Source organism: Pseudomonas sp. TE21394 (genome assembly GCF_054057835.1).
This window is the reverse complement of record NZ_JBSRZR010000001.1, coordinates 4,956,651-4,977,271: the sequence shown is the minus strand read 5'-3', so window position 1 is coordinate 4,977,271 and position 20,621 is coordinate 4,956,651. Positions and strand designations below refer to the sequence as shown.

16 protein-coding genes and 1 pseudogene are annotated in these 20,621 nt (G+C 65.1%); 9 read left to right on the top strand and 8 right to left on the bottom strand.

All coding sequences use genetic code 11. From position 1 onward, the window contains the following. Positions 1 to 27 precede the first annotated feature (27 nt). Positions 28 to 2,118 carry a putative bifunctional diguanylate cyclase/phosphodiesterase gene (locus tag ACVWZT_RS22820; RefSeq protein ID WP_296232056.1) on the top strand — a complete coding sequence of 697 codons (2,091 nt, stop codon included), beginning with the start codon at positions 28 to 30 and terminating at the stop codon, positions 2,116 to 2,118. Here ACVWZT_RS22820 and ACVWZT_RS22815 read toward each other — a convergent pair. Together ACVWZT_RS22815 and ACVWZT_RS22810 are read right to left on the bottom strand one after the other, a co-directional pair. Next, a complete protein-coding gene (locus ACVWZT_RS22815) occupies positions 2,115 to 2,375 on the bottom strand; it encodes a DUF1652 domain-containing protein (protein WP_170030233.1) in 261 nt (86 codons plus the stop codon). The two genes, ACVWZT_RS22820 and ACVWZT_RS22815, sit on opposite strands and share 4 nt — an antisense overlap. A 274-nt stretch (positions 2,376 to 2,649) precedes the next feature. Then, positions 2,650 to 3,297 (bottom strand): DUF1345 domain-containing protein, encoded by a 648-nt coding sequence (locus tag ACVWZT_RS22810; protein ID WP_457471565.1) that lies wholly within the window; start codon positions 3,295 to 3,297, stop codon positions 2,650 to 2,652. Positions 3,298 to 3,526: 229 nt separating this feature from the next. Between ACVWZT_RS22810 and pgm the strand changes: the two genes are divergently transcribed. The 4 genes from pgm (at position 3,527) to ACVWZT_RS22790 (ending at position 9,168) form a co-directional block, all read left to right on the top strand. After that, on the top strand, positions 3,527 to 5,164 hold the full coding sequence (pgm, locus tag ACVWZT_RS22805) for a phosphoglucomutase (alpha-D-glucose-1,6-bisphosphate-dependent) (RefSeq protein ID WP_457471564.1): 1,638 nt from the start codon (positions 3,527 to 3,529) through the stop codon (positions 5,162 to 5,164). A 78-nt stretch (positions 5,165 to 5,242) separates the two neighbouring features. Continuing rightward, a complete protein-coding gene (locus ACVWZT_RS22800; protein ID WP_457471562.1) occupies positions 5,243 to 5,755 on the top strand; it encodes a sigma-70 family RNA polymerase sigma factor in 513 nt (170 codons plus the stop codon). After that, entirely contained in the window at positions 5,752 to 6,696 is a 945-nt protein-coding gene (locus ACVWZT_RS22795; RefSeq protein ID WP_457471560.1) for a FecR domain-containing protein, read from the top strand. Before ACVWZT_RS22800 ends, ACVWZT_RS22795 begins: the two co-directional genes overlap by 4 nt. Positions 6,697 to 6,762: 66 nt before the next feature. Further along, positions 6,763 to 9,168: a TonB-dependent siderophore receptor gene (locus ACVWZT_RS22790; RefSeq protein ID WP_457471559.1), complete on the top strand. Its 2,406-nt coding sequence runs from the start codon at positions 6,763 to 6,765 to the stop codon at positions 9,166 to 9,168. 106 nt (positions 9,169 to 9,274) lie between these two features. Here the strand turns inward: ACVWZT_RS22790 and ACVWZT_RS22785 are convergent, their stop codons facing one another. Continuing rightward, the gene (locus tag ACVWZT_RS22785; RefSeq protein ID WP_085599032.1) at positions 9,275 to 9,691 is read right to left on the bottom strand and encodes a RidA family protein; all 417 of its coding nucleotides are present in this window, start codon (positions 9,689 to 9,691) and stop codon (positions 9,275 to 9,277) included. Then, entirely contained in the window at positions 9,691 to 11,010 is a 1,320-nt protein-coding gene (locus tag ACVWZT_RS22780) for a flavin-containing monooxygenase (protein WP_457471557.1), read from the bottom strand. The genes ACVWZT_RS22785 and ACVWZT_RS22780 overlap by 1 nt, the downstream gene beginning before the upstream one ends. Positions 11,011 to 11,313: 303 nt before the next feature. Here ACVWZT_RS22780 and ACVWZT_RS22775 point away from each other — a divergent pair, with 303 nt between their 5' ends. Together ACVWZT_RS22775 and argE are read left to right on the top strand one after the other, a co-directional pair. Next, positions 11,314 to 11,991, top strand: a complete 678-nt coding sequence (locus tag ACVWZT_RS22775) for a DUF1028 domain-containing protein (RefSeq protein WP_457471555.1) — start codon at positions 11,314 to 11,316, stop codon at positions 11,989 to 11,991. Then, on the top strand, positions 11,984 to 13,144 hold the full coding sequence (argE, locus tag ACVWZT_RS22770) for an acetylornithine deacetylase (protein ID WP_457471553.1): 1,161 nt from the start codon (positions 11,984 to 11,986) through the stop codon (positions 13,142 to 13,144). Before ACVWZT_RS22775 ends, argE begins: the two co-directional genes overlap by 8 nt. 120 nt (positions 13,145 to 13,264) lie before the next feature. Here the strand turns inward: argE and ACVWZT_RS22765 are convergent, their stop codons facing one another. The 3 genes and pseudogenes from ACVWZT_RS22765 to ACVWZT_RS22755 all read right to left on the bottom strand — a co-directional run bounded on the left by ACVWZT_RS22765 (position 13,265) and on the right by ACVWZT_RS22755 (position 17,607). Then, complete coding sequence (locus ACVWZT_RS22765) at positions 13,265 to 14,533, bottom strand: carbohydrate porin (RefSeq protein ID WP_457471551.1); 1,269 nt, start codon at positions 14,531 to 14,533, stop codon at positions 13,265 to 13,267. Between the two features lie 112 nt (positions 14,534 to 14,645). Beyond that, a pseudogene (locus tag ACVWZT_RS22760) lies at positions 14,646 to 17,064 on the bottom strand (glucose/quinate/shikimate family membrane-bound PQQ-dependent dehydrogenase). Positions 17,065 to 17,226: 162 nt separating this feature from the next. Next, positions 17,227 to 17,607, bottom strand: a complete 381-nt coding sequence (locus ACVWZT_RS22755; RefSeq protein WP_457471550.1) for a cupin — start codon at positions 17,605 to 17,607, stop codon at positions 17,227 to 17,229. A 117-nt stretch (positions 17,608 to 17,724) separates the two neighbouring features. Here ACVWZT_RS22755 and ACVWZT_RS22750 point away from each other — a divergent pair, with 117 nt between their 5' ends. Together ACVWZT_RS22750 and ACVWZT_RS22745 are read left to right on the top strand one after the other, a co-directional pair. Then, positions 17,725 to 18,630, top strand: a complete 906-nt coding sequence (locus tag ACVWZT_RS22750) for a LysR family transcriptional regulator (protein ID WP_457471548.1) — start codon at positions 17,725 to 17,727, stop codon at positions 18,628 to 18,630. A gap of 104 nt (positions 18,631 to 18,734) precedes the next feature. Beyond that, on the top strand, positions 18,735 to 19,934 hold the full coding sequence (locus tag ACVWZT_RS22745) for an MFS transporter (protein WP_457471546.1): 1,200 nt from the start codon (positions 18,735 to 18,737) through the stop codon (positions 19,932 to 19,934). Positions 19,935 to 19,967: 33 nt separating this feature from the next. Here ACVWZT_RS22745 and ACVWZT_RS22740 read toward each other — a convergent pair whose 3' ends face one another. Next, positions 19,968 to 20,579 (bottom strand): LysE family translocator, encoded by a 612-nt coding sequence (locus ACVWZT_RS22740; RefSeq protein WP_296232084.1) that lies wholly within the window; start codon positions 20,577 to 20,579, stop codon positions 19,968 to 19,970. Between the last annotated feature and the right edge of the window lie 42 nt (positions 20,580 to 20,621).

Genomic DNA, 20,621 nt, shown 5'->3' with positions numbered 1-20,621 from the left:
GGCCTGGGCCCGCCCCTGGAACTTCCAATGCTGACCGGTAGCTACTCCTCTTCGCTGGTGTTGATTTCGCTGTGCGTGGCGATCCTGGCGTCCTATACCGCGCTTGACCTGACCGGCCGCATCGCCACGGCAAAGGGGCGCGCTGCGTTGTTGTGGATGGGCGGTGGTGCACTGGCCATGGGGATCGGTGTGTGGTCGATGCACTTCATCGGCATGCTCGCCTTCAGCCTGCCCATCGACCTGGGCTATGACCTGGCCCTCACCGCTTTTTCGCTGTTGATCGCGGTACTTTCTTCAGGGTTTGCCTTGTGGCTGGTCAGCCAGCCGAGCCTGCCGTGGCTGCAGTTGGTCTTTGGCGCGTTGATCATGGGCGCCGGCATCGCCTGCATGCACTACACCGGCATGGCGGCGCTGCGCATGCTGCCAGGCATCGACTACGAGCCGACACTGTTCGGCGTCTCGTTGCTGATTGCCGTGGGCGCCTCGGCGGCGGCCCTGTGGATTGCCTTCCGCCTGCGCACGCACACCCCCTACGTCCGGCAGATTCGCGGACTGGCGGCGGTGGTGATGGGGTTTGCCATCGTCGGCATGCACTACACCGGCATGGCTGCGGCGAATTTTCCCGAGGGCAGCTTCTGCGGCGCGTTGGCGGCCGGGGGCTTGCAGGGCGATGGTCTGGTCTACCTGGTGCTGATCACAACCCTGGCCGTGCTGGCCGTCGCTTTGCTGACGTCGGTGCTGGATGCCCGCCTGGAGGCGCGTACTGCCGAACTGGCCCGGTCGCTGACCCTGGCCAACCAGGAACTCACCCAGCTGGCGCTGCACGACACCCTCACCGACCTGCCCAACCGCACCCTGCTGGCCGACCGTATCGAGCAGGCCATCGCCAAGGTGGCGGAGCAGGGCGGCTGCTTTGCTTTGATGTTCATCGACCTGGATGGCTTCAAACCGGTCAATGATGCCTTCGGCCACCACATCGGCGACCTGCTGCTCAAGGCCGTGGCGGCCCGCCTGCGGGGTCACCTGCACAGCCAGGACACCCTGGCGCGCATCGGCGGCGACGAATTCGTGCTGCTGGTGGAATTGCAGGAGCCGAACGATGCCGTGGACGTGGCGGTGAAGCAGGTCAACCTGGTATCACGGCCGTTCCGCGTGGCCGAGCATGACCTGCAGCTGTCGGCAAGCCTGGGTATCGTCCTGTACCCGGGCAATGGCCAGGACCAGCACGAGCTGCTGCGTAATGCCGACGCCGCCATGTACCATGTCAAAAGCGCCGGCAAGAATGGCTATAGCTTCTTCGACGTGTCGATGAACAGCAATGCCCGCCAGCAACTGCAACTGTTGCAGGACCTGCGCCAGGCCCTGGAGCAGCGCCAGTTCCGCCTGCACTATCAACCCAAGTTCGACGCCCGGGCGTGCCGGCCGATCGGTGCCGAGGCCTTGCTGCGCTGGGAACATCCGCAGCAGGGCCTGCTGCTGCCTGATCGCTTCATTGGCCTGGCGGAAAAGACCGGCCTGATCATCCCCATCGGTGAGTGGGTGTTGATCGAGGCCTGCCGACAGATGCGCCAATGGCTGGAGCAGGGGTACCAGGACTGGCGGATGGCCGTGAACCTGTCGGCCATTCAGTTCTGCCATGCCGGGCTGGTCGAAAGCGTGGCCCGGGCGTTGCAGCAGAGCGGCCTGCCAGCCAACTGCCTGACCCTGGAAATCACCGAAACCACCGCCATGCACGACGCCGATGCCAGCCTGACAGTGCTGCAACGCCTGTCCGACATGGGGGTGGATCTGTCCATCGACGATTTTGGTACCGGCTATTCCAGCCTGATGTATCTCAAGCGCCTGCCGGCCAACGAGCTGAAGATCGACCGCGGTTTCGTGCGCGACCTGGAGCAGGATAGCGATGATGCGGCCATCGTCTCGGCGATCGTGGCACTGGGCCGGGCGCTGGGCCTGCGTATCGTTGCCGAAGGGGTAGAAACCGACAAGCAGCAGGCTTTCCTGACCCGCCTGGGTTGTGATTCGCTGCAGGGCTACCTGCTGGGCCAGCCAGTGACGGCTGAACAGTTCATGGGCAAGTTGCAGGCCATGCGTCAGGACAGTGCGGCAGTGGGTTAGACCGCATCGCGCAGGGGGATGGCAGGGATGAAGGCATCCATTTCCGCTTCGACGGCTTCGATAATGCGCTCCACATCCGCAGCAGCCATGATCGCCGCGCAGGGGATGCCGGCAATGGCCAGCAGGGTTTCGCCAGTGGCGCGGTCGAACAGCCGCGCGACCATGCTGCGTGGCGCATCCATGCTGGCTTCGAAGCCCAGCGGGTGGAAATGCCAGCGCATCACCTGGCAGGCGTTGGGGAACGTCATCTTGTTCATGCCAGCCTCCTTGTCCTTGCCAGGACGTGGTGAGCGGGTGGCCATCAGGCTGCGGCCGCCGGGAAGATAACCATAGCACCTGTCACGGGCGATTCTCGCTGGCAAATGCGACAAAAGTACTAATGCATGAAGGCGGTCACATCTTTGGCTGTGCCTTTGGCCTGCGCGTGCCGCTCAGGCAAGCGTCTTCCCCGCAGGATAGCGGCAGTCAGCCTGGCGTCGCCGGGTGTCGCCTCGCTGTCAGGTGACGGTTTTTTTCGGACGAACGGTGCGGTTAACCCAGCAACCCTGCCGCGATGTTGATGGTGAAACCGAGTATCGCGGTATTGAATACGAACCCCACCAGTGAATGCGCCAGCACCACCTTGCGCAGGCCGCGCCCGGCGACGCCGATATCCGAGGTTTGCACCGCCATGCTGATGGTGAACGAGATGTAGTGAAAATCCCAGTAATCCGGGTGGCGTTCGCCGTCGGCGAAACGCAACCCTGGTTCATGGTTTGGCGCTGTGTAGAACAGCCGGGCGTAATGCAGGCTGAAAATGCAGCCGATCAGCAGCCAGGAACCGGCCACGGTCAGGCCCGTGTAGAGGTAGTGCAGGGCCAACGCTGTGCCTTGCAGGCCGCGGCTGGAGACCAGCTGCAAGGTGACGGCGGCGAGGCTGGCAATTGCGGCGATGCACACGGTTAGCAGGACCAGGCTGGCGTTTTCGTCTTCGACGCGGGCGACCTTGTGCACGTTCTCCGGGGTAGCGTTCCAGGTCAGGTAGAACACCAGCAGCAGGTACAGCCAGACACCCAGGTTCCACCCGGCGAGGATGTGCTGAACGGTGTCGTCTGCAGGGATCAGCCACGCGCCGAGCAGGCCGACCAAGGTAGCGACAGTCAGGCGCGGATGGGTGTGGGTCAGGCGGTGGAAAGCCATGTGGCCTCTCTGGCTAAGGGTGTGGCTACTACTCTAGACGGTCATGACAGAGACCAGCGGCACGCCCGGGTCCATCGTGGGCGTGCCCGACACAGCATCGCGGTGATTGGCACGGGCTGCGTGGCCTGATGTTTCTTTGATTTCGCCCATCGCACGGCATTGCAACTCTCAGTACACTGGACGCTCCAATCCCAACATCTCCAACATCCGTTGAACTCGAGGTTTTTGCATGACGCTCAGTCCTTTGGCAGGCAAGCCGGCTCCGACCAGCGTGCTGGTCGATATTCCACGACTGCTCACCGCCTACTACACCGGCCGCCCCGATGCGTCCGTGGCGGCCCAGCGGGTGGCCTTCGGCACCTCGGGGCACCGGGGCACTTCACTTGAGTTGAGTTTCAACGAATACCACGTCCTGGCCATCACCCAGGCCATCTGCCTGTATCGCGAAGAGCAGGGTATCGACGGTCCGCTGTTCATCGGCGCCGACACCCACGCCCTGTCCGCACCGGCCACCGCCAGCGCCCTGGAAGTGCTGGCGGCCAACGGCGTGCAGGTGATGCTGTCCAAGGACGATGAATACACGCCTACCCCGGCCGTGTCCCACGCCATCCTTTGCCATAACCGTGGCCGTGTGCAGGGCCTGGCCGACGGCATCGTCATCACGCCGTCGCACAACCCGCCACAGAGCGGTGGGTTCAAGTACAACCCCCCCAATGGCGGCCCGGCCGACAGCGACGTTACCAAGTGGATCGAGGCCAAGGCCAACGAACTGCTGGCGGCGAACCTGGCGGGGGTCAAGCGCATGGCGCATGCCCAGGCGCTGCAGGCGGCCACCACCCAGCGTCACGACTATGTCAGCAGTTACGTGGCCGACCTGGAAAACGTCATCGACTTCGACGTCATCCGTGGCGCCGGGCTGCGCCTGGGCGTCGACCCGCTGGGCGGGGCCGGGGTACGTTACTGGTCGGCGATTGCCGAGCGCTACCAGCTGGACCTGGAAGTGGTGAACAGCGAGGTCGACCCGACATTCCGCTTCATGACCGTCGACTGGGATGGCCAGATCCGCATGGACCCGTCCTCACCGTACGCCATGCAAGGCCTGATCGGCCTGCGCGAGCGCTTTGACGTGGCGTTCGCCTGCGACCCCGACCATGACCGCCATGGCATCGTCACCCCGGATGGTCTGCTGCAGCCGAACAACTATCTGGCCGTGGCCATCGACTACCTGTACCGCAACCGCCCGCAATGGCGCAGTGATGCGGCAGTCGGCAAGACGGTGGTGTCCAGCGGCCTGATCGACCGTGTTACCCAGCGCCTGGGCCGCGAGTTGTACGAAGTGCCGGTGGGCTTCAAGTTCTTCGCCCAGGGGCTGTTCGACGGTTCGCTCGGCTTTGGTGGCGAGGAGAGTGCAGGGGCTTCGTTCCTGCGCCGCGATGGCTCGGTCTGGGCCACTGACAAGGACGGCCTGATCCCGGCCTTGCTGGCTGCCGAGATGACTGCCCGCACCGGGCGCAACCCCAGCCAGGCCTACGCTGACCTCACCGCGGCGCTGGGCAAACCATTCGCCACGCGGGTTGAAGCCAAGGCCGATGCCCGGCAGAAGGCGCTGCTGAGCAAGCTGGCGCCGGAGCAGGTGAAGTCGACCGAACTGGCCGGTGAGCCGATCGTGCAGATCCTCAGCCACGCGCCAGGCAATGGCCAGGCGATCGGCGGGCTGAAGGTGATGACCGCCAATGGCTGGTTCGCCGCGCGGCCGTCGGGCACCGAGGACATCTACAAGATCTACGCCGAAAGCTTCATCGACGAGGCACACCTGCAGCGCCTGGTGCAGGAAGCGCAGGTGCTGGTGGATGCGGCAATTGCCTGACAGGTAACAAACTGCTTGGTTCTGCGGCATTGTGTAAATTAGAATTAATCTTATTTACGCCACCGCAGGGCCTACCCCATGATCGACGCCGCGCCGCCACCGGAGCATAGCCTGCCAGCCCTGTACCGGGCCCATCGCGGCTGGCTGGAAACCTGGTTGCGGCTGCGCTTGGGCAATGCCTGGGATGCCGCCGACCTTAGTCAGGATACCTTTCTGCGTATCCTCGCCAGCGCGCAGCCGCTGGCAGACATTCGCGAACCGCGCGCTTACCTGCTGACCGTCGGCAAGCGCCTGCTAAGCAACTTCCACCAACGGCGCCGCCTGGAACAAGCCTACCTCGATGCACTGGCGCAGTTGCCCGAGCAGCATGTGCCCTCGCCAGAGCAGCGCTGGCTGCTGCTGGAAACCCTGCAAGCGCTCGACGAGTTGCTCGACGGCCTCAAGGCGCCGGTACGCAAGGCCTTTCTCTGGAGCCAACTGGAGGGCCTGGGCTATGCCGAGATCGGCCAGCGCCTGGGCGTTTGCGAGCGCTCGGTCAAACGCTACATGGCGCAGGCCTACGAGCATTGCCTGCTGGCAGAACTGCAGTGACCAGCCATTCTCCCGAAACCCGCGAGGCACTGCGGGCAGCCGCGCGCTGGCTGGCACTGGTGGATTCTGGCGGTGCCAGCGAGAGCGACCTGCGCCGTCTGGAACAATGGCGTACCAGCAACACCTTGCACGAACACGCCTGGCAAAAGGCAATGCTGTTGCGCCAGCGCTTTTCCGCGCTACCCGGCGCAGTGGCCATGGCCACCCTGGACCGCCCGGATGCTGGTCGCCGGGCGTTGCTCAAGCAGGCCCTGGGCGTGGCGGCATTGTTGCCGATGGCCTGGCTGGCAAGCCGCGAACTGCCGCTGGAAGCCTGGACCGCCGACATGCACACCGCGGTCGGAGAGCGTCGGCGGGTGCTGCTGAGCGATGGCACACTCTTGCAGTTGAACACCGACAGTGCGGCGGATATCGACGTGCGTGGCCGTCGCCTGACTTTACTGCGTGGCGAAGTGGCAGTCAGGTTGCCCGGCACCCCGGGCCTGACGTTGCAGGTGCCCTATGGCCAGGTCGTACTGGATGCCGGTGAGGTGTGCCTGCGCCTTGTCGATCAGGCTTGCCGGGTAACGCTGCTCAAGGGCACGGCCAACCTGCTGCCGCAGCAAGGCCCGGCACTGCTGCTGCAGGCTGGGCAGCAGGCCAGCCTGCATGCGACTGGAGTTGGCCCAGTCACCGGCCTGGACGCTTGGCTGCTGGGCTGGCGCGAAGGTGTGCTGCGCCTGGAAGATCGCCCCTTGGGCGAACTGCTGCACGAGTTGCGCAGGTACCGCCCCGGCGTGCTGCGTTGGGCGCCTGAACTGGAGGCCCTGCGGGTGACCGGTACGTTCCGCCTCGACGACACCGACCGGGTGCTGGCCTTGCTCGCCGGCAGCCTGCCGTTGCAGGTGCACACGCGCACGCGTTACTGGGTGAGCCTGACCGCGCGAGAAAATCGCGCATGAGGTTGTCCCCTTTTTTCTGCTCGCCGGTCATTACCGGTAGGAGCAAATAAAGGGGAGCCTTGTTCAATGCCTGTTGTCATGTCCTGCCGCCTGCGTCCACTGACGCGTGCGGCACATCCGCTGTTCGCCGTGAGCCTGTTGTTGTGTGCACCGGCCTGGGCCGATGAACCCACCCGGCGCAGCTATCAGGTGCCGGCCGCAAGCCTGGGTGCGGCACTTACCCGGTTTGCCGACCAGGCCGGGGTCAGCCTGTCGCTGGACCCGACGCTGGTCAACGGCCGGCAGAGCAGTGGCCTGTCCGGCAGCTACAGTGTCAACGAAGGCTTCACCCAGCTGCTGCGCGGCAGCGGCCTGCAGTTGCTGCCGGTGGGCGAGGGCGCTTTCACCTTGGTGCCGGCCCCCCAGGCGGGTGGTGCCCTGGAAATCGCCCCGACCAGCATCGTCGGCGGCATGGCCGCAGGCAACGAAACGCAACCTTATGCCGGTGGCCAGGTGGCCCGTCAGGGTTCACAGGGCCTGCTTGGCACGCGCGACTTCATGGAAACCCCGTTCAGCATCAGCAGCTACACCAGCGAACTGGTGAAGAACCAGCAGGCGCGGACGTTGGGCGAGCTGATCGCCAGCGACCCATCGGTGCGCGCCACCAACCCGGCGGGTGGGCGCTTCGAGCAGTTCACCATTCGCGGCTTCAGCCTGTTCAACAGTGATGTGGCCTACAACGGACTGTACGGTATCCTGCCGACCTACTCCATCGACATGGAAATGGCCGACCGGGTAGACGTGCTGAAAGGCCCCAGCCAGCTGATCAATGGCATTTCGCCGCGAGGCAGTGTCGGCGGCGGCATCAATGTGCAACCCAAGCGGGCCGGTGACCAGCCGCTCACCGAGTTTACCGGCAGCTATGCGTCGGCAGGCCAGGCAGGCGGTGCGGTGGACGTTGGCCGGCGCTTTGGCCAAGGCCAGCAGTTCGGCGTGCGCTTCAATGGCGTGCAACAGGCGGGCGACACCGAATGGGACCACCAGCGTGTCGAGCGCGAAATGGCGGTGTTGGGCCTGGACTTTCGTGGCGAGCGCCTGCGGCTTTCGGCAGACCTGGGCCATACCGAGCGCGACACCGATGCACCGCAGGAGCGGGTGCTGATCGGCGCCAATGCCAAGGTGCCGGATGCCAACGACGTGCGCCACAACTATGCCCAGGCCTGGAGCAAGGCGCGCACCAACGACACCTTCGGCGCGCTGCATGCCGAGTACGATATCAGCGAGTCGCTGCTGGCCTATGGCGCGGTCGGTGCACGCAAGAGCAACCATGACTTCCTGCGCCACAACGTGTCCATCAGCAACGATGCCGGCGACTTCACCGTGCAGCCGCGCGACTTTACCCGGGATGAAACCGTGCGAACCGCCATGGCCGGTGTGCGCAACTGGTTCCATACCGGGCCGGTCAGCCATGAGCTGAACCTGGCCGCCACCTACTTCTACATGGACTTCACCAACGGCGGCGCCCGCTATGCCTCGGCGCCCAGCAACCTCTATCACCCGGTAGCCACGCCGACCCCGGCCACGCCAACCCGCATCGACCCCGAGGTGTACACGGAAAACCGCTTTTCCGGCGTGGCCCTGGCCGACACCCTCGGCTTCTTCGACGACAGCCTGCTGCTGACCCTGGGCGCGCGCTGGCAACGGGTGCAGGTGGAAGACTGGAGCGACGGTATCAAGGGCGATACCGCCTACGATGAAGAGAAGGTGTCGCCCTCAGGCGGTGTGCTGCTCAAGGTTACCGACCAGCTGTCGTTGTATGCCAACTACATGGAGGGCCTGAGCCAGGGCAAGATTGCGCCATCGACATCGATCAACGAAGACCAGATCTTCCCGCCGTTCACCAGCCGCCAGGTCGAGGTGGGGGCAAAGTACGACCTGGGTCAGGTTGCCTTCACTGCCAGTGCCTTCCGCATCCGCCAGCCCGCCTATGAAACCAACCCCAGGTCGCGGGTGTTCGGCCCCAATGGCAAGCGCGACAACCGCGGTATCGAACTGAGCGTGTTCGGCGAGCCCATGCAAGGCGTGCGAGTGCTGGGCGGGGTGATGTACATCGACAGCGAGCTGACTGGCACCATCGGTGGCGTCTACGATGGCAACCGGGCGCCGGCCACGCCCGAGTACAACGTCAACTTCGGCGCCGAATGGGACGTGCCTGGGGTGAACGGCCTGACCCTCACGGCGCGAGGCATCCACTCGAGTTCGCAGTACCTGGACCAGAACAACAGCAAGCAGATCGACGGTTGGGAGCGTTATGACCTGGGCGCGCGTTATGCCTTCAAGGTGGATGCCACACAGCTGACCTTGCGTGCCAGTGTCGAGAACGTGCTGGACGACCGCTACTGGAGTTCGGCCGGGGCCTCGGATGACAGCGAGCCGGGGTTGACGCTTTCTACGCCGCGTACCTACTTGCTGTCAGCGACTGTAGGTTTCTAGCAGGTCAGTGGTTGCGGCCTGTCTGCCATGATGCCTGATGCCTGTCAGATCAAGCAGCTGCAAGAGCACTGACAGGTATCAGGGCAAGCCCGCTACGCTTATCCCGCTAGGCCTGGTCGGGCACCACGGCGATCACGTCGATTTCCATCAGCCACTCGGCCTGGGCCAACCCGGCCACCACCAGGCCGGTGGAAATCGGGAACACCCCCTTCAACCATTTACCCACTTCCTTGTACACCGGCTCGCGGAAGCGCGGGTCGGTGATGTAGGTGGTGGTCTTGACGATGTGCGACAGGTCCGAGCCGGCCTCTTCGAGCAGTTGCTTGACGTTTTTCATCGCCTGCTCGGCCTGCGCCCGCGGATCGCCCAGGCCCACCAGGTTGCCTTCGAAGTCGGTGCCGACCTGGCCGCGCACATAGATGGTATTACCGGCACGTACTGCCTGGCACAAGTCGTTGTCCAGGGTCTGGTTGGGGTAGGTGGCCTTGGTGTTGAACATGCGGATGCGAGTATGGGTAGGCATCAGTGGGCTCCGAGGGTGCTGACGTTGCTGATCCGGGTTGGTTGCTGCGCATCCGCGGCGCGTTGCTGGCGGTCGCGGTAGGCGCTGTAGGTGCGTTGCGTGGCGATGTGGCCGGCGACGTGCTTGGCGTCGTGCCACACGCCCCAGATGAACGATGAGCCACGCCGCGACAGCCACGGCAGGCCAAGGAAGTAGATGCCCGGCTCGCGGGCCACGCCGCGCTGGTGCTGGGGCTTGCCATTGGTGTCGAAGGTGTCGACCTGCAGCCAGCTGAAATCCACGCTGTAACCGGTGGCCCAGATGATGCTGGTGACACCGGCCTCGGCCAGGTCCAGTTGCAGCAGTGGGTTGCGCATGCATTCCGGGTCGGCCAGGCGTTCACGGGCTTCGGGCTCTTCCGGCAGGTCAAGGCCGTTGCGCTGGATGTAGGCATCGGCGGCGTCCAGCAGGGCCAGGTAGTTTTCGTCGCCACGGTTGATGTTCTCGACCAGGTTGTCCTGGAAGCGTGCCACTCCGTTTTCGAACGACTGGGTCAGGCCGACCAGGGTCATGCCTTGGTGGGCGAGGGCGCGGAAGTCCACGGTGTGGCCACCACGGGCACCGCTGACGGCAATGGTCACGTGCTCGCGGCCGGGCTTGGCGACTTCCGCATCCCACTCACCCAGCACCCCCAGCCACCAGCAGAAGTCACGGTTGCGGTAGGCGCGTGGCGGGCGGTCGTGGGCACCGACCGACAGGTAGACCTGGCGCCCGGCGCGCATCAATTCCTCGGCGATCTGTACACCCGAGGAGCCGGCGCCCACGACCAGCACAGCCCCTGCAGGCAGTTGTTCGGGGTTGTAATAGGCCGCCGAGTGGATCTGGTGCAGGTTGCTGTCTTGCGGCGCAATGGCCGGAATCACCGGTTTCTGGAACGGGCCGGTGGCAGCGACGACACGGTTGGCGCGGATAATGCCTTCATTGGTTTCGATGGTGAAGCCGGGGCGCTCGCTGTTGCGCACGACCTTCTTCACTTCGATACCGGTGCGTACTGGCAGGTTGTACTTGCGTACGTATTGCTCGAAGTACTCGGCTACCTGGTCTTTACCGGCAAAGGCATCGGCGTCGAGGTCGAATTCCAGCCCCGGGAAGCGGTCGTGCCAGGCCGGGCCATTGGCCACCAGCGAGTCCCAGCGGCCGCTGCGCCAGGCCTCGGCGATACGCTTGCGCTCCAGCACCAGGTGTGGCACGCCAAGCTTGCTCAGGTGTTCGCTCATGGCCACGCCGGCCTGGCCGGCGCCGACCACGAGGGTGTCGATTTCGAGATTGTTCAGTGTCATGTCCGAGCCCTTGTTCAGGCGGTTTTTGTCAGGTCGGTTTGGAGGACCGCCGTTACCTGGGGCCAGACTAGGGATGCCGTGGAAACGGCGAAAATAGTATTTAGCTTGGGCTTGCCGATAAATCGGCGAAGGCCCCGGTTCCTGTGGCTTGCAGGGCCGAGTGCAGCAGCATTTGCGCGGATTCGGCGGGGCTTGGCCCAGCCTTAGTTTTTTCCTCTGCAAGGCCTCGGAAAAAGGTGGTTTCGCCTCCCGGAAGGTCCACCCAGAATGCCCTGTATCGCACAGCACAACAGGAACCATGACATGACTTTTTCCATCATCGGCCGCTGTCAGGAAACCGGGCAGCTAGGTATCGCCATCAGCTCGTCGAGCATCGCGGTGGGCGCCCGCTGCCCGTGGGTGCGGGCCGGCGTCGGCGCGGTGGCCACCCAGAACATCACCTTGCCGGCGCTCGGGCCGCAGATTCTCGATGTCCTGGAACAGGGCCAGTTGCCACCCGCCGCAGCGCTGGACAGGGTGCTGAGCGCCAATGGCTGGAGCGAATACCGCCAGGTGACGGTGATCGACAGCCATGGCCAGGTTGCGCTGTTCACCGGCAAGGAAGCCCTGGGCACGCACCATGCCGTGGCCGGTGGGCAATGCGCGGCAGCCGGCAACCTGCTGGCTTCGCCCCAGGTGATCGAGGCGATGGTGCAGGCTTTCGAACAGGCTGCAGGGCACCTGGCCGATCGCCTGCTGGCGGCCATGCAGGCGGCGATGGCCGCTGGTGGCGAGGCCGGGCCGGTGCATTCGGCGGCATTGAAAATTGCCGGCGAATTGACCTGGCCGCTGGTGGACCTGCGGGTGGACTGGGCCGATGCCGACCCGATCGGCGTGCTCGAGGGCCTGTGGCAGGCGTACCGGCCGCAGATGCAGGACTACGTGACCCGTGCGCTCAACCCCACTGCGGCGCCAAGCTACGGGGTACCAGGCGATGAATGAAGATGCCAGCCGCGAGCTGCTGGCCCGGTTGATCGGTTTTGCCACGGTCAGCCGCGACTCCAACCTGGCGCTGATCGGTTTCATCCGCGATTACCTGGCCGGGCTGGGCGTGGAAAGCGAACTGTTTCATAACCCGGAGGGCACCAAGGCCAACCTGTTCGCCACCATCGGGCCCAGCGACGTTGGCGGCATAGTGCTGTCCGGGCATACCGATGTGGTGCCGGTGGACGGCCAGGCCTGGAGCGTCGAACCGTTTGCCCTGAGCGAGCGTGACGGCCGCTTGTATGGCCGCGGCACCGCCGACATGAAGGGCTTCATCGCCTCGGTCCTGGCGGCTGTGCCTGCGTTGGTTGCGCAGCCGTTGCGTCTGCCGGTGCACCTGGCGTTTTCCTATGACGAGGAAGTCGGCTGCCTGGGCGTACGCTCGATGCTGGCTGCCCTTGAGCAGCGTCCGCACAAGCCCCGCTTGTGCCTGATTGGCGAACCCACCGAGCTCAAGCCGGTACTTGGGCACAAGGGCAAGCTGGCGATGCGCTGCCAGGTGCAGGGTGCGGCTTGTCACTCGGCCTATGCGCCGTACGGGGTGAATGCCATCGAATTTGCGGCGAAGCTGATCGGCAAGCTCGGTGATATCGGTGAGGCCCTGGCCCTGCCGGAACATCATGACACGCGCTTCGATCCACCGTTCTCTACGGTGCAGACCGGTGTGATCAAGGGGGGCAGGGCGCTGAACATCGTGCCGGCAGAGTGCGAGTTCGATTTCGAAGTACGCGCATTGCCAGGCTTTGCAGCGCAGGCAGTGGCCGACCAATTGCAGACCTATGCCGAGACCGAGCTGCTACCGCGCATGCGCAAGGTCGACGCGGCCAGCGCCATACGCCTGCAACCGTTGAGTGCCTATCCCGGGCTGGCGACACCGGCAGACGGTGAGGCGGCGCAGTTGGTGGCGTTGCTCAGCGGCTCGGAGGCATTCGGTACGGTGGCGTTTGGCACCGAAGGCGGGTTGTTCGACCAGGCGGGCATCCCGACCGTGGTGTGCGGGCCCGGGAGCATGGAGCAGGGGCATAAGCCGGACGAGTTTGTCAGTGTCGAACAGTTGCGGGGCTGTGATGCCATGTTGCTGAGGCTGGTGGATTACCTCAGGCAGGATTGATTGCGCTGCGGCCCATTCGCGGGTAAACCCGCTCCCACAGGATCTCGTCAGTCTCAAGGCCTGTGCAGTACCTGTGGGAGCGGGTTCACCCGCGAATGGGCCGCAGCGCGGCCCCGGTATTCAGAAGGTTGCCTTGACCTGCAGGCCAAGCACCAGCGCGTTGTCGATGGCTTTCCCGGAGAATGCCCCTGGCTCGATGATGTACTGCATGTCCGGGCGCAGGTTCAGCCACGGCGTGGCCTGGTAGCCATAGCTCAGCTCGATCAGCTGCTCGGCGCTGTCGATATCGGGGAACGGCTGGCCAGCGTTGTATGCGGCATCCTCCAGTACGTCGCGGCTACGCGGGTTGGGCACGGCGCGGCCATAGCCCAGCGCCACGGTATCCTTCGGGCGCCCCTCGAACGGCTGGTACAGCACCACGCCGGCACCATACCAGCGGGTGAACGGCGAGGCGGCCTTGCTCGATGCCGAGTACTGGCCGAAGGCATGCAGGCTGCGGCCCGGCGAGCGTTGGTCATTCCACAGCGCCTGGTCGACCAGCAGGTAGTGGCCGCCGCGGCCTGACACGTGTTCATCGCTGCCGATGCGCTTCACATCGGAGCTGTCGTAGTAGTAGCCCAGCTTGTACTCGCCAGGCAGCTCGTGCTGCAGCCTGTACACCAGCTCGACCGGTACCACGGTGCCGGTGGTGTGCTTGGGCCCCAGGTGCCAGGCCCGGCTGGCGTTGCCGTTGCTCTCGGGGTCGACATTGAACGCTGCCACGCGCAGTTGCCAGGCTGGCGACAAGTCGTATTTCACCCGCACGCCCAAGTGCGCATTGGGGTAGTTGGTCCAGCCACTGCCGCCGGACATGTTCAGCGGGTGGCCGCAGAAACCGGCATTCATGAAGTTGCACAGGATGCCGCTGTCCAGGCCACCCAGGTCATTGCCCATGGCCATGTAGCCGAGCTTGACGTTCAGCGCCGGGGTCAACAGGGTGCGCTCGTAACTCAGTTCGGTGAGCCGGGTGTAGAGGCCACCGTAGTTTTCCTGGATCGGCAGGCGGTTGCCTACCAGGTCTTCCGAGGCGCTGTTGCCGCGGCGATCGTTGACGGTCAGCTGGACTTTTCCGCCATTGTCCAGGCCATACAGCTTCGACAGGTCGAACTGCACGCCCAGTTTCAGGTTTTGCGAATAGCGTGCCGAGCGGTGCAGGCCGCCATGGGCGTTGTAGGCGGTTTCGCCACTGTAGTCGCCTGTGAACTTGACGCCATCTGCTTCCAGTTGATGGCGCAGGCCGCCCCAGTCGCCGCTAAGCGTGCTGCGGGTAGTCAGGTCGGCGTCGGCCAGGGCGGTGGTGCTGGCCAGGGCCAGCACCAGGCTGGGGGTGATGCGGGTTACGCAGGGCATTACTGAATCTCGGTGTGTGTTCCAGGGGTATTTGCAAGCCAGCCCGCTTCCCACGAAGGCCGCTGGTGGCCCTGTGGGAGCGGGCGTGCCCCGCGAAGCAGGCGACGCGGTCTTAAGGCAGCGCGTAAGCCATCACGTAGTCGCCACGGTCAGTCGACTGGCGCGCGCCGCCAGCAGTGACCACCACGTATTGCTTGCCGGTTTTCGGCGAGACATAGGTCATCGGGCCACCCTGGCTGCCCACGGGCAGGCGGGCTTTCCAGATCTCGTTGCCGTTGCTGCTGTCATAGGCACGCAGGTAGAAATCCTGGGTACCGGCGATGAACACCAGGCCACCTTGGGTTGACAGAGTGCCGCCGAGGGTCGGCAGGCCGATCTTGATCGGCAGGTGCATGCGGATGCCGAGCGGGCCGGTGTCCTCGACGGTACCGACCGGCACCTGCCAGGCCACCTGGCGGGTCTTCATGTCGATGGCGGTCAGGGTGCCGAATGGTGGCGCCTGGCACGGAATACCGGCTACCGACAGGAAGCGGTTCTTGTTCACCGCATACGGCGTGCCCTTGAGCGGTACGGCGCCCATGCCGGTGTTCAGGGCCTCGCCGCCGGAGGCCGCGCTGCCCTTGTTCTGCGACGGAATCATCTGGATCCACAGGCCCAGGCGCATGTCATTGACGAAGATGAAACCATGCACCGGGTCGGTGGAAATGCTGCCCCAGTTCATGCCGCCCAACGATCCCGGGAAGCTCAGCGACAGGTCGGTGCCTGGTGCGGTGTACAGGCCGTCATAACGCATCTTCTTGAAGTCGATACGGCACAGCAGCTGGTCATACGGGGTGGCGCCCCACATGTCCGATTCGGTCAGGGTCTGTGCGCCGATCTGTGGCATGCCCACCGACTTCGGCTGGGTCGGGGAATAGGGTTCGTTGGGAATGTTGCCGGGCTTGACCGGCACTTCGTCGACCTGGGTCAGCGGCTTGCCGGTGGCGCGGTCGAGCACGTAGATCTGCCCCGCCTTGGTGCCGATCACCACCGCCGGTACCGACTGGCCGTCGTCCTTGGTGAAGTCGATCAGGCTCGGTTGCATCGGCAGGTCGAAGTCCCACAGGTCGTTGTGCACGGTCTGGAATACCCATTTCTGGTTGCCAGTGGTGGCGTCCAGGGCCAGCACCGAAGCGCCGTAGGTGTGGTCCAGCCGGGTGCGTTCGACACCGTAGATATCGGTGGACGACGAGCCCATCGGCAGGGAATACGGTGTTCATCGCCGGGTCGTAGGACATCGGTGCCCAGCTGTTCGGGGTGCTGCGCACGTAGGTCTTGTCGCCCTGTGGCGCCTGCCGGTCTTGCGGGTTGCCCGGGTCGAAGGCCCAGCGCATTTCACCGCTGAACACGTCGAAACCACGGATCACGCCGCCAGGCATGTCGGTCTGCACGTTATCGGCGACACGCCCGCCGACCACCACCGTGGTGCCGGCCATCAGCGGTGCAGAGGACAGCTGGTAGTAGGAGTCCGGTACGTTGCCCAGGCCGGCCATCAGGTTGACCTGGCCGTTGTTGCCGAAGCCCCGGCAGAACTCGCCAGTGTCGGCGTCTACGGCAATCAGGCGGCCATCGATGGTGTTGGTCAGCAGGCGACGCTGGCAGTTGGCACCGGCCGGCACGCTACCGAGGGTGACCGGCGTGCTGTTGGGCTGGGTTGGCTGGGCGATTGGCGCGCCGGCGTCGAAATAGGCCATGCCACGGCAGCGCTGCCAGACCTTGGACTGGGCGTTGATCTGGTTCTTCCACAGCTCCTTGCCGGAGTCGGCGTCAAGCGCGATGAGATTGTTGTGTGGGGTGCAGATGAACACCTTGTTGCCAACCTGCAGTGGGGTCAGCTGGTCCTCGGCACCGTTGCCGTCGCTGATGGCCACGTCACCGGTGTGGTAGGTCCAGGCCACCTGCAGCTTGCTGACGTTGTCGCGATTGATCTGGTCCAGCGCGGCGAAGCGGCTGCCGCCTTCGGTGTTGCCGTAGTGAGCCCAGTCCTTCTGCTGCTTGCCTGCTTCGACCGGGGTGATGCCCGGGCCTTTGCCGGCAGGGGCGACAGTGGGGTGGGCAACGAACATGTTGCCGACGGCGATGACCAGCGCCACGGCCATGGCTGCGGCCACGCCATAGGCACCACGGCCGCTGCTGGCGCCGCTGGCACGCGCCAGCAGCGGATAGGCCAGTGCCACCACCATGCCGATGGCGCCGAACATGAACAGGCGCGAGAACAGTGGCCAGAACACCAGGCCCGCGTCGACCAGTGCCCAGATCGCGGTACCCACCAGGAACGCCGCGTACAGCCAGGCGCCAGCCGGCTTGCGACATGCGATGAGAGCGCCGGCGATGGCCATGGCCAGGCCGCCGATCAGGAAGTACCAGGAACCGCCCAGGCCGGCCAGCTTGACGCCGCCCGCCGCCAGGAGGAGGCCAAGCAGGGCGATGATCACGCCCAGGCCGACCAGGATGATGTGTGTGGCGCCGGAAGCGCGCGGTATTGCTTTCATGCCAGGGATCTCAGCAGGTGGAATGCGCGCAGTTTAAACGCTTAGCTTGCTAATTAACAAGTTGGTACATAATTTACCGGGACTGATTGTCGCAGGCTCTAACTGGGCTGAGTGCCGCTAAAAGTATGGATCAGGCGATGAAAATGACGAGAAAGAAACCGTTCATGCGGGCCAGGCCGGGAGGTCCTCCGGTTGCGCCGGCCACGGAGTGCCATTGCTGTAGAAAACCACAAGCCAGATCGTCGCTGTGCCGGGGGCAGTCCATTCCACGCGATGGCGGTAATGCGGCGGGATGTCCAGGAAATCGCCCGCTGCCAGCAGGCGGGTGTACTGTTCATGTTCGAAGCGCAGGCCCGCGGCACCGCTGAGCAGGACCACCCATTCGCCTTCGGCCTGGTCGTACCAGAACCCGGGCGGGCTGGCCTGGCCAGTGGAGACGATACGTTCCACGCGTACGCCCGGGCGGCTGAGCAGTTCATCGACACGTTCAGCGCTGGTGGCGGCGCAAGGGGGCAGGTCGGTCAAGAGGTTGTGCAAAGTCATGGAGTGCCTCGCTCGAAGGGGACTGCTTCCACTATGGACGCGATTTCCAGGCGCCGCGCTTCTTGACCCGCCCGGTCGTTTGTAAGAACTTTCCGAGATTTGGAAGACGGGCAGCAAATGGACAAACTCCTGGCGATGAAAATGTTCGTGGCCACCGTCGATGCCCAGGGCTTTTCGGCTGCCGCGCGCAGGCTTGGGCTGGCGACCTCGTCGGTGACGCGCCTGGTCGATGCCCTGGAAACCGCGTTGGGCGCCACCTTGCTCAACCGCTCGACGCGCCAGGTCAGCCTGACCGAGGCCGGCGCGCGCTATTACGAGCGCGCCCGGGGCATTTTTGAAGCGCTGGACGAGGCCGATGCCAGCGTCGCCGACCGCGGCGAGGAGCCTGTTGGCGTGCTGCGCCTGTGCTTGCCGGTAGAATTCGGCAGGCGGGTCATCGCCCCGCACCTCGGGGCGTTCCTGGCGCAGCACCCGGCACTGGAACTGGACATCGACCTCAGCGACCGCCTGGATGACTTGCTCGATGGCCGCTACGACCTGTCGATCCGCCTGGGTGACCCTTCACCCAATGATGAGCTGGTGTGTCGCCAATTGGGTCGCTTCGAGCGGTGGCTGGTGGCCAGCCCGGCTTACCTGGCCGGGCGTGAGGCACTGGAGCATCCACGGCAGTTGCTCGAGCACGCCTGCCTGCGCTTTCGCTACGGGCAGAAAGGCCGCCCCTGGCGTCTGGCCCGGGCGCAGGAGAGCCTGGAACTGGATGTGAGCGGGCCGTTGCGCAGTGCCAATGCCGACCTGTTGCGCGAAACCGCGTTGGCCGGCAGCGGCATTGCGCTGCTGGCCGATTGGCTGGTGCACGAGGATGTCGCCGCGGGGCGCCTGCAGCGGGTGTTTGCGGACTGGCAAGCCAGCCCCGGGGCGGCCAACAGCAGTATCAACGCCCTGTACCTGCCCAACCACCGTGGCTCCAGGCGGGTGAATGCGTTCATGCACTTTTGCGAAGGCTTGCTGACACCGCGTGGCTAGCGTTGCGCAGCCCGCAAAAGCGCGTTGCGCCAGCGCCGGATTCCCGGCGTCAGCGTCGCTGGTTAAGGTGACAGCATATTCCATCCGTTGCCGAGGAACCTCGCATGAATCCCTCCCTTGCCGCCGCGCAGCCGGCAGTCACCGGCCTGAGCCGGACCCTGGTCGCACTGCTGGCGTTCTGCTGCGGCGCGATTGTCGCCAACATCTACTATGCCCAGCCCATCGTCGGGCTGATCGCCCCGGACCTTGGGCTGTCCACCGAACATGCCAGCCTGATCGTCTCGCTCACCCAGCTAGGCTACGCCTTGGGCCTGTTGTTGCTGGTGCCGCTGGCCGACCTGCTGGAAAACCGCCGGCTGATGGTGGCCACGGCGGTGCTCGCCGGGGTCAGCCTGCTGCTGGCGGGTACCAGCCGCAGTGGCCAGGGCCAGCTGTTCCTCGGCTATGCGCTGCTGATCGGTTTCAGTTCGGTAGCGGTGCAGATGCTCATCCCGCTGGCGGCGCACCTGGCGCCGGAGCAGCAGCGTGGACGCGTGGTCGGCAACATCATGGGCGGCCTGCTGCTGGGCATCCTGCTGGCGCGCCCGCTGTCGAGCGTGGTGGCCGACCACTTTGGCTGGCGCGCGGTGTTCATCGGTGCCGCCGGGGTCATGCTGGCGATCATCCTGTTGCTGGCGCTGACCTTGCCGCAGCGTCGCCCCGAGCACAAGGCCAGCTATGCCGGCTTGATGCTGTCGCTGCTGACACTGCTGCGCCGCTACCCCTTGCTGCGCCAGCGCTCGCTGTACCAGGCGTTGATGTTCGCGGCGTTCAGCCTGTACTGGACCGCGGTGCCGATGGCCCTGGCCGGTGAGCATGGCTTGTCACAGAGCCAGATCGCCGTATTCGCCCTGGTGGGCGCGGTGGGTGCCGTTGCCGCCCCGCTGGCCGGTCGCCTCGCCGATGCCGGGCATGCCCGTGCTGGCTCGCTGCTGGCGCTGCTGCTGGCCCCGGCGGCCCTGCTGCTGGGGCTGACAGCGCCGGGCTACAGCGTGATTGGTCTGGGCGTGACCGGGGTGCTGCTGGATTTCGCCGTGCAGATGAACATGGTGATCGGCCAGCGCGAGGTGTACGCGCTGGACCCGGCCAGCCGCGGGCGGCTCAACGCGGTGTACATGACCAGCATCTTCCTCGGCGGGGCGCTGGGCTCGGCGGTCGCCAGCGCAGTGTTCAGCCAGTTCGGCTGGCAGGGCGTGGCGTGGGTGGGGGCAGGGTTGCCGGGTGTAGCCTTGGTCATCTTCCTGGCCAAGGCCCGCCGCAACTGAAGGACGACGCGCCTGCTGCGCAAGCTGCCTGGCTCATCGCCCAAGCGGCAGCGCCACGCCGATCAGGGCGAACAGGCTGCCACAGCAGCGATTGAAGCCTTTGCCGCCCTTGGCCAGCCAGGGGCGGATGCGAAACGCCAGGCGGGCCAACAGGTATTCGACCAGGCACTCGACACTGGCAAAGGTCGCGGCCATGACCACGAACTGCGACAACAGCCCACGCTGCGGATCGATGAATTGCGGCAGGAACGCACCATAGAACAACAGCACCTTGGGGTTGGCCATGGCCGACAACAGGCCCTGGCGGAACAGGCTGGCATTGCCCATCCGGGCGCTTTGCCCGGTCAACTCAAGGTGCAGGCCCGGGCTGCGCCACAGCTGGATTCCCAGCCAGACCAGGTAGGCTCCCCCCACCCACTTGAGCACGTTCAGTACCGAGGCCGAGGCCTGCAGCAATGCGCTGAGGCCGAACATGGCCAGGGCGATCAGGGCGCTGAAGCCGAACACCCCGCCGATGATGGTGAACAACGTCCGCCGTGCGCCGTACATGGCGCCGTGGCTCAGGGCCAGCAGGCTGTTGGGGCCTGGTGTGAGCGACAGGCCGATGCTGGCCAGCAGGTAGATCAGCCAGGTGTCCAGTGCCATGGCGGGGTATGCCTCGTTGAGGGCGACGTAAGTGAGCAACTG

Coding starts and splice junctions, on each gene's coding strand:
- ACVWZT_RS22820 (WP_296232056.1), top strand. CDS start 28: ATGCTGACCGGTAGCTACTCCTCTTCGCTGGTGTTGATTTCGCTGTGC.
- ACVWZT_RS22815 (WP_170030233.1), bottom strand. CDS start 2,375: ATGAACAAGATGACGTTCCCCAACGCCTGCCAGGTGATGCGCTGGCAT.
- ACVWZT_RS22810 (WP_457471565.1), bottom strand. CDS start 3,297: ATGGCTTTCCACCGCCTGACCCACACCCATCCGCGCCTGACTGTCGCT.
- pgm (WP_457471564.1), top strand. CDS start 3,527: ATGACGCTCAGTCCTTTGGCAGGCAAGCCGGCTCCGACCAGCGTGCTG.
- ACVWZT_RS22800 (WP_457471562.1), top strand. CDS start 5,243: ATGATCGACGCCGCGCCGCCACCGGAGCATAGCCTGCCAGCCCTGTAC.
- ACVWZT_RS22790 (WP_457471559.1), top strand. CDS start 6,763: ATGCCTGTTGTCATGTCCTGCCGCCTGCGTCCACTGACGCGTGCGGCA.
- ACVWZT_RS22785 (WP_085599032.1), bottom strand. CDS start 9,691: ATGCCTACCCATACTCGCATCCGCATGTTCAACACCAAGGCCACCTAC.
- ACVWZT_RS22780 (WP_457471557.1), bottom strand. CDS start 11,010: ATGACACTGAACAATCTCGAAATCGACACCCTCGTGGTCGGCGCCGGC.
- ACVWZT_RS22775 (WP_457471555.1), top strand. CDS start 11,314: ATGACTTTTTCCATCATCGGCCGCTGTCAGGAAACCGGGCAGCTAGGT.
- argE (WP_457471553.1), top strand. CDS start 11,984: ATGAATGAAGATGCCAGCCGCGAGCTGCTGGCCCGGTTGATCGGTTTT.
- ACVWZT_RS22765 (WP_457471551.1), bottom strand. CDS start 14,533: ATGCCCTGCGTAACCCGCATCACCCCCAGCCTGGTGCTGGCCCTGGCC.
- ACVWZT_RS22755 (WP_457471550.1), bottom strand. CDS start 17,607: ATGACTTTGCACAACCTCTTGACCGACCTGCCCCCTTGCGCCGCCACC.
- ACVWZT_RS22750 (WP_457471548.1), top strand. CDS start 17,725: ATGGACAAACTCCTGGCGATGAAAATGTTCGTGGCCACCGTCGATGCC.
- ACVWZT_RS22745 (WP_457471546.1), top strand. CDS start 18,735: ATGAATCCCTCCCTTGCCGCCGCGCAGCCGGCAGTCACCGGCCTGAGC.
- ACVWZT_RS22740 (WP_296232084.1), bottom strand. CDS start 20,579: ATGGCACTGGACACCTGGCTGATCTACCTGCTGGCCAGCATCGGCCTG.